The organism is Empedobacter tilapiae, assembly GCF_004785645.1.
GTDB lineage: Bacteria > Bacteroidota > Bacteroidia > Flavobacteriales > Weeksellaceae > Empedobacter > Empedobacter tilapiae.
Window position 1 is genome coordinate 90,683 of sequence record NZ_SRPE01000012.1, and the last position, 6,000, is coordinate 96,682.

A 6,000-nucleotide genomic window follows, 5' to 3' on the forward strand; every position below is an offset into this window, starting at 1 on the left:
TTTTAGCCAATTATAATAAATGTAGAATGTTTTTGATATTTTTTTAAATTCAATCAATTTCAAAAAGATAAAAGCGTCTACTATTTCTGTAGACGCTTTTTACTTAAATCTATTGAATGTTAGATTTTTTCTATAATCATTGCAGATGCTCCACCGCCACCATTACAAATAGCTGCACCTCCAATTTTCCCTCCATTTTGCTCTAAAACATTTAATAATGTAACCAAAATTCTTGATCCAGAATTTCCAAGTGGATGACCAATAGAAACCGCACCTCCATTTACATTAACTTTAGAAGCATCTAAGTTAAGAAGTTTTGTATTGGCAATTCCAACAACTGAAAAAGCTTCGTTGAATTCCCAGAAATCAACATCAGCAGCTGTCATATTTGCTTTTTTTAATAATTTTTCAACCGCTTTAGCTGGCGCAGTTGTAAATTTTGAAGGTTCTTGAGAAGCATCAGCATAAGCGATAACTTTTGCAAGAGGTTTTAATCCTAATTCGTTTGCTTTGTCCAAAGACATTAATACTAAAGCAGAAGCTCCATCGTTGATTGTTGAAGCATTTGCAGCAGTTACAGTTCCGTCTTTAGAGAAAACTGCACGTAAACCTGGAACTTTATCAAAGTTTACATTTTTATATTCTTCGTCTTCTTTAAAAATAACTGGTTCTCCTTTGCGTTGAGGAATTTCTACAGGAACAACTTCGTTGTCAAATTTTCCAGCAGCCCAAGCTGCTGCAGATTTTTTGTAAGAATTAATTGCAAATTCATCTTGCTCTTCACGAGAAATATTGAACTCAGTTGCACAAGTATCTCCGAAAAGCCCCATCATTTCTTTGCTGTAATAATCTTGTAAACCATCGTTCACAATTCCATCTAACAAAACAGTATTTCCATATTTATTTCCAGTTCTTGCATTTGGCGAATAAAAAGGAACCATCGACATGTTTTCCATACCTCCAGCAACTACAATATCTGCGTCACCCAAACGAATCGCTTGTGTAGCAAACATCACAGCTTTCATACCAGAAGCACAAACTTTATTTACTGTTGTTGCAGGAATTGTATTTGGTAAACCTGCTTTTATCATTGCTTGCTTAGCAGGTGCTTGTCCTTCACCAGCTTGCAATACATTTCCCATATATACTTCATCAACCAAAGATCCATCTAAGTTGATTTTATCTAAAGCTCCTTTAATAGCTGTTGCGCCTAAATCTGTAGCTGGAACGTTAGATAAACTTCCCAAAAAAGATCCCATTGCTGTACGAACAGCTGAAACTATTACGACTTCTTTCATTTAATTGTGATTTGTTGTTTTTATTACGATAACTTAATAATGCAAGATATAAAATTTATAGTAGTATTAATTTGATTTAATTTTTAAAGATTTTTTAAATTTGTTATTGACTTAATACAGATAATTAACTTTTTTTGTTAAAATGATAATCGTTGTTGAATAGAATATTTTTAGAGTGATAAAATAATTAAAATGCTGAAGATAAAAATGATATTATTCGGTTTGATTTCTTTTTTTTTAATTGAAAGCGGAAATGCGCAAGCCTTTGATCAAAAATATTTTAAAACTGTTTTGGATTCACTTACGTCAAATTCGTTTGCTGGGCGAGGTTATGTTGAAAATGGAATGACAAATGCTGGAATTTATTTACATACCGAATTTCAAAAAAATGGATTGAAATCTTTTTCTAATAACTATAATCAAGCTTTCAATTTTCCGATTAATATTATTAAAGATGCAAAACTGAAGATTAACAAAAAAGAATTGAAATATGGAATTGATTTTATTGTAAAACCAAGTTCTAAATCAATTTCGAAAACCAATTTACCTTTTTATTTTTTTGATACAAAAGCATACATCGAATCTTTTCAGTTGAAAGATAAAACGAGAGATTTTATTGTAAAAGATGATGAGTTGCAAAAAGGAAAACATATTATTTTACCGCCTTTAGTGACTTCTGTCGATTCTATTCAGAAATATTACAAACAATGGGCGAATATTTATGAGAAAAATGAAAATGAAAATCGTGCGATTTTTCGATTTACATCAGATAAATTAACATCGAGTCTTAGTCAGCGACAATCTTCGATTTCAGAATTTATTATTTCAGATAAATTTTATTCTAAAAATTTAAAAATAAACGATTATTCCATTGATTCAGAATTAAATAATTCATTTGAAGCAGATAATGTAATTGGTTACATTGACGGAAAGAATAATGATAGCGTAATTGTGATTTCTGCACATTATGATCATTTAGGGAAAGTTGGACAAACTATTTTTCCTGGAGCGAGTGATAATGCAAGCGGAACAGCAATGATGATGGCTTTGATGAAGTATTATTCTAAACATCAACCTAATTATAGAACAGTTTTTATAGCTTTTGCAGGTGAAGAAGCAGGGATTCTAGGCGCAGATTATTATGTAAACAATCCTTTATTTGATTTAAAACAAATCAAATTTTTAATCAATTTAGATATTATGGGAGCGGGCGATCAAGGAATTCAAGTAGTGAATGGTAAAGTTTTTAAAAATCAGTTTGATAAATTAATTCAGTTAAATCAAACTAATAAATATCTAAAAGAAGTTAAAATTCGAGGAGAATCGTGTAATTCTGATCATTGTCCGTTTTATCTAAAAGGAGTTCCGTCGTTTTTTATTTACACATTAGGAGGAAAAGGTTTTTATCATGATCCTAATGATACAGTAGGAAATTTGAATTTGAGTTATTCTGAAAAAGTATATAAGTTGTTGAGAGATTTTATAAACAATATATAAAAAAATAATCCGTTCAAAAGTGAACGGATTACTAACCAACCTAAACTACTATAAAAAACTCTAAAAAGTAAAAAGAGTGCGAGTAATTTCAAACTTCATTAAATTCATTTCGTTATACTCGTTATTACTCTTTGTCTTACTATCTATGAATAAATTATTTGACACTGCAAATGTCTAGATTTTATGTCTTATTTAGAAAAATAATAAAAGATTTTATTTATACATGTAATAGATAATATTTATTAGAGTTAAGTAAAAATGATTATTTACTTATTAAACAAGATTTTATAATAAATCAATATATTAATATAGCAAATTGTGTGAAACCGTAATTTAACAAATTTTAACAATTTATTTACTTAATAGTGAAGAAAAAATAATATTTAAAAATCTTTAAACTAAATTTGAATTGTTTATTTGAAGACTAAAACAAATTTTGAACCAAAAATATTACAATGAAACTTTTTTTCTTGATTTCATCTTTGATTTTTATGTTACATATTGATGCGCAAGTTGTTAATCCAAATATAATTCGTGCGAAAATCTATGACACAATTATGCAAGATATTAATAAACAAAATTTAAATTTTCCAAATCAAAAAATAGTGATTGATCCAACTATAAACAAGTTTGAAGATTATAGAATGGATGAATTTGGAATAAAATTAGATTCAGTGAAATATGAGCAAGACTTATCTTTTTGTAACAAATTATCTGCTTATAAGTGTGTAACTAAATTTGAAATAGATAACTATTCGATTACAAATGTTTATAAAAATGAAAAAGATGCAATTTTTCCAGATTTTTATGGAATTTATGCTCCATTAGATTCTTGGTATAATTTAATTTATTACTCAGCTGTTGGGCATTTTGAAAAAAATAAAACTTTTCAATTTAGTATATTACTTCCTGTCCGTAATGTTCAGATAAAGAATAAAAAAATGGAAGAACAAGTATACTTTTATAAACTTTTATTTGATGAGCGTTTTCAAATATTAAAATTTGAAAAATTATTCTTAAAACCTTAGTTTTCAATTTGAAAAATTGTAAATTAGCTGGACTCAAATTAATCAATTCTATGCTTAATGTTAATGCTTATATAGATGAACTTTTGCAGTTATCAAAAGGTAATTTGCGGATTTGTCGTATGAATTGGTGGTTGTTGAAATATGAGGAAGAGTTTAAGAAAGCAATAAACGAAACAAACTGTAAAAAGTGGCAAAAATGGTTTTATAATGGTGAGCATCCTTATCCATGTGTTTGTCCTAAGCGAGAAAAACTATGTGCTTTCATTGATCTGTATCGAGAATTAGATCGTTTGACACAGGTGCAACATTTGGAAAGTTTTTTTCAAGAATATTTTCAGAAATTTGAAGTAATTAAAGATTCAGCTGATTCATTGAAGAAATGGATGAATGAAATTCGTCCAACAATTTCATCTATTTATCTTTTACTAGATAAAAATGATAACCTAAAAATCAGATTTTATAATTCAGATCCAATTTTGGAAGTTAATATTAATAAAAACGATTATAAATACACCTTGTTGTGTTTAGATATTTTTAATTACAATATGTACGTAAAAGGCATGTAAAAGAAAAGAGAGTTGATTTTCGTCAACTCTCTTTTTTCATGAAATAATAGATTAAATATGGCTTATTTAATTAAACCAATTTCTCTTAAACGCTGAGTTAAGAAATCTCCAGCTGTAATATCTTCAAATTGTTTTGGATTTTCTTCTGTTACACAATCTTCTAAAACAGATAAGTCCATTTCAGAAACTGGGTGCATAAAGAATGGAATAGAAAAACGAGATGTTCCCCATAATTCTTTTTCTGGATTAACCACTTGGTGAATTGTCGATTTTAATCTGTTGTTTGTGTGACGAGATAACATATCACCAACATTAATCACCAATTCGTCGTCAGCAGCAATTGCATCAACCCAAGTTCCATCATGACGTTGTACTTGTAATCCACGACCTTGCGCTCCCATTAACAATGTAATCAAGTTAATATCACCGTGAGCACCTGCACGAACCGCATCTTTAGGCTCTTCTGTGATAGGAGGATAGTGAATTGCTCTCAAAATAGAGTTTCCGTTTTTCACTTTATCATCAAAGTAAAACTCGTCTAAACCTAAGAATAAAGCCAAAGCACGTAAAACGTAAACTCCAGTTTTTTCTAATTGTTTGTATGTTTCTTCACCATATGTGTTAAAACCTGGAACTTCGTTTACATCAACATTTTCTGGATAGTTGTATTTCGCTTTATCTTCTTCTGATAAATACTGCCCAAAATGCCAAAATTCTTTTAAATCACCAACGGTTCTACCTTTTGCATGTTCGTTACCGAAAGCTGTATAACCGCGTTGACCACCAATTCCTTCTACTACATAACTTTGTTTTGTTTCTGTAGGTAAAGCATAAAATTCGCGAACGCTTTTATATAAATTTTCAACTAATTCGTCAGATAAAAAATGTCCTTTCAAAGCAACGAATCCTATTTCTTCGTATGCTTTACCAATTTCGTTGACAAATTTTTGTTTTCTTGCAGGATCATCAGATAAAAAGTCTGCTAAATTAACCGATGGAATTCCGTTTTGTGACATTTATATTTTGTTTTATAAAATTTCTTCTACAAAGGTATAGAAAGATTTCTTTTGTGAATAATTTTGTTGATAACTTTTTTAATAAAGTGTTGTTAAGAATTTAAACAGTGTTATTTGATTGGTAATATATTTTTAACATACTTATTTTTAGGTTATTGGATTGTAATTCAAAGTTTGTTTCTAAAATTACATTTTATAGTTAAAAGCTATTGTTTTTTTTATTTAAATAGATTTAATTAATAATATTAAACTTGAAATTTTATTCATCTAAAGTTTTAAATGATACTTTAAAAATATAATTTAAACACTTATAATCAGGTAGATATAAAATATGTAGTATATTTATTACAACTTACTAACCTACCACTATGTCAACTACTGAATTTTATGTACATAAAATCCAAAAGAACGATACGTTATTATCTGTTACAAAACGCTTACAGATTCATCCTGTTGATTTAAAATATTTTCATAACGAGAGATGCAAAGTTTCTGAACGAATTATTTTTGATCATCTTGAAGGAATTAATCATCTTTTTGTTCCGATTGATTTTAATAGTACTTTATCGAGGAATAAGGAAAGATCAAACGAACG

At 28.6% G+C, this 6,000-nt stretch carries 6 protein-coding genes; 4 read left to right on the forward strand and 2 right to left on the reverse strand.

Annotated features, from left to right (window positions below):
* Positions 1 to 119: 119 nt before the first annotated feature.
* Positions 120 to 1,298, reverse strand: coding sequence for a thiolase family protein (locus E4J94_RS15385; protein WP_135836675.1), 1,179 nt, complete (start codon positions 1,296 to 1,298; stop codon positions 120 to 122).
* 192 nt (positions 1,299 to 1,490) lie between these two features.
* On the opposite strand from E4J94_RS15385, the gene E4J94_RS15390 reads away from it, so the two are divergent.
* The 3 genes from E4J94_RS15390 to E4J94_RS15400 all read left to right on the forward strand — a co-directional run bounded on the left by E4J94_RS15390 (position 1,491) and on the right by E4J94_RS15400 (position 4,389).
* Positions 1,491 to 2,795 carry a M28 family metallopeptidase gene (locus tag E4J94_RS15390; RefSeq protein ID WP_135836676.1) on the forward strand — a complete coding sequence of 435 codons (1,305 nt, stop codon included), beginning with the start codon at positions 1,491 to 1,493 and terminating at the stop codon, positions 2,793 to 2,795.
* A 455-nt stretch (positions 2,796 to 3,250) separates the two neighbouring features.
* On the forward strand, positions 3,251 to 3,823 hold the full coding sequence (locus E4J94_RS15395; RefSeq protein WP_135836677.1) for a hypothetical protein: 573 nt from the start codon (positions 3,251 to 3,253) through the stop codon (positions 3,821 to 3,823).
* Between the two features lie 8 nt (positions 3,824 to 3,831).
* Positions 3,832 to 4,389 (forward strand): hypothetical protein, encoded by a 558-nt coding sequence (locus tag E4J94_RS15400; RefSeq protein WP_135836678.1) that lies wholly within the window; start codon positions 3,832 to 3,834, stop codon positions 4,387 to 4,389.
* A 62-nt stretch (positions 4,390 to 4,451) separates the two neighbouring features.
* Here the strand turns inward: E4J94_RS15400 and E4J94_RS15405 are convergent, their stop codons facing one another.
* The gene (locus tag E4J94_RS15405; protein WP_125349043.1) at positions 4,452 to 5,405 is read right to left on the reverse strand and encodes an isopenicillin N synthase family dioxygenase; all 954 of its coding nucleotides are present in this window, start codon (positions 5,403 to 5,405) and stop codon (positions 4,452 to 4,454) included.
* 368 nt (positions 5,406 to 5,773) lie between these two features.
* Here E4J94_RS15405 and E4J94_RS15410 point away from each other — a divergent pair.
* A partial coding sequence (locus E4J94_RS15410) for a hypothetical protein (protein WP_135835768.1) occupies positions 5,774 to 6,000 on the forward strand: 227 nt, incomplete at its 3' end.

Bases quoted from the DNA above. Each gene is read 5' to 3' on its own strand.
- E4J94_RS15390 (WP_135836676.1), top strand. From the start codon at position 1,491: ATGCTGAAGATAAAAATGATATTATTCGGTTTGATTTCTTTTTTTTTA.
- E4J94_RS15395 (WP_135836677.1), top strand. From the start codon at position 3,251: ATGAAACTTTTTTTCTTGATTTCATCTTTGATTTTTATGTTACATATT.
- E4J94_RS15385 (WP_135836675.1), bottom strand. From the start codon at position 1,298: ATGAAAGAAGTCGTAATAGTTTCAGCTGTTCGTACAGCAATGGGATCT.
- E4J94_RS15405 (WP_125349043.1), bottom strand. From the start codon at position 5,405: ATGTCACAAAACGGAATTCCATCGGTTAATTTAGCAGACTTTTTATCT.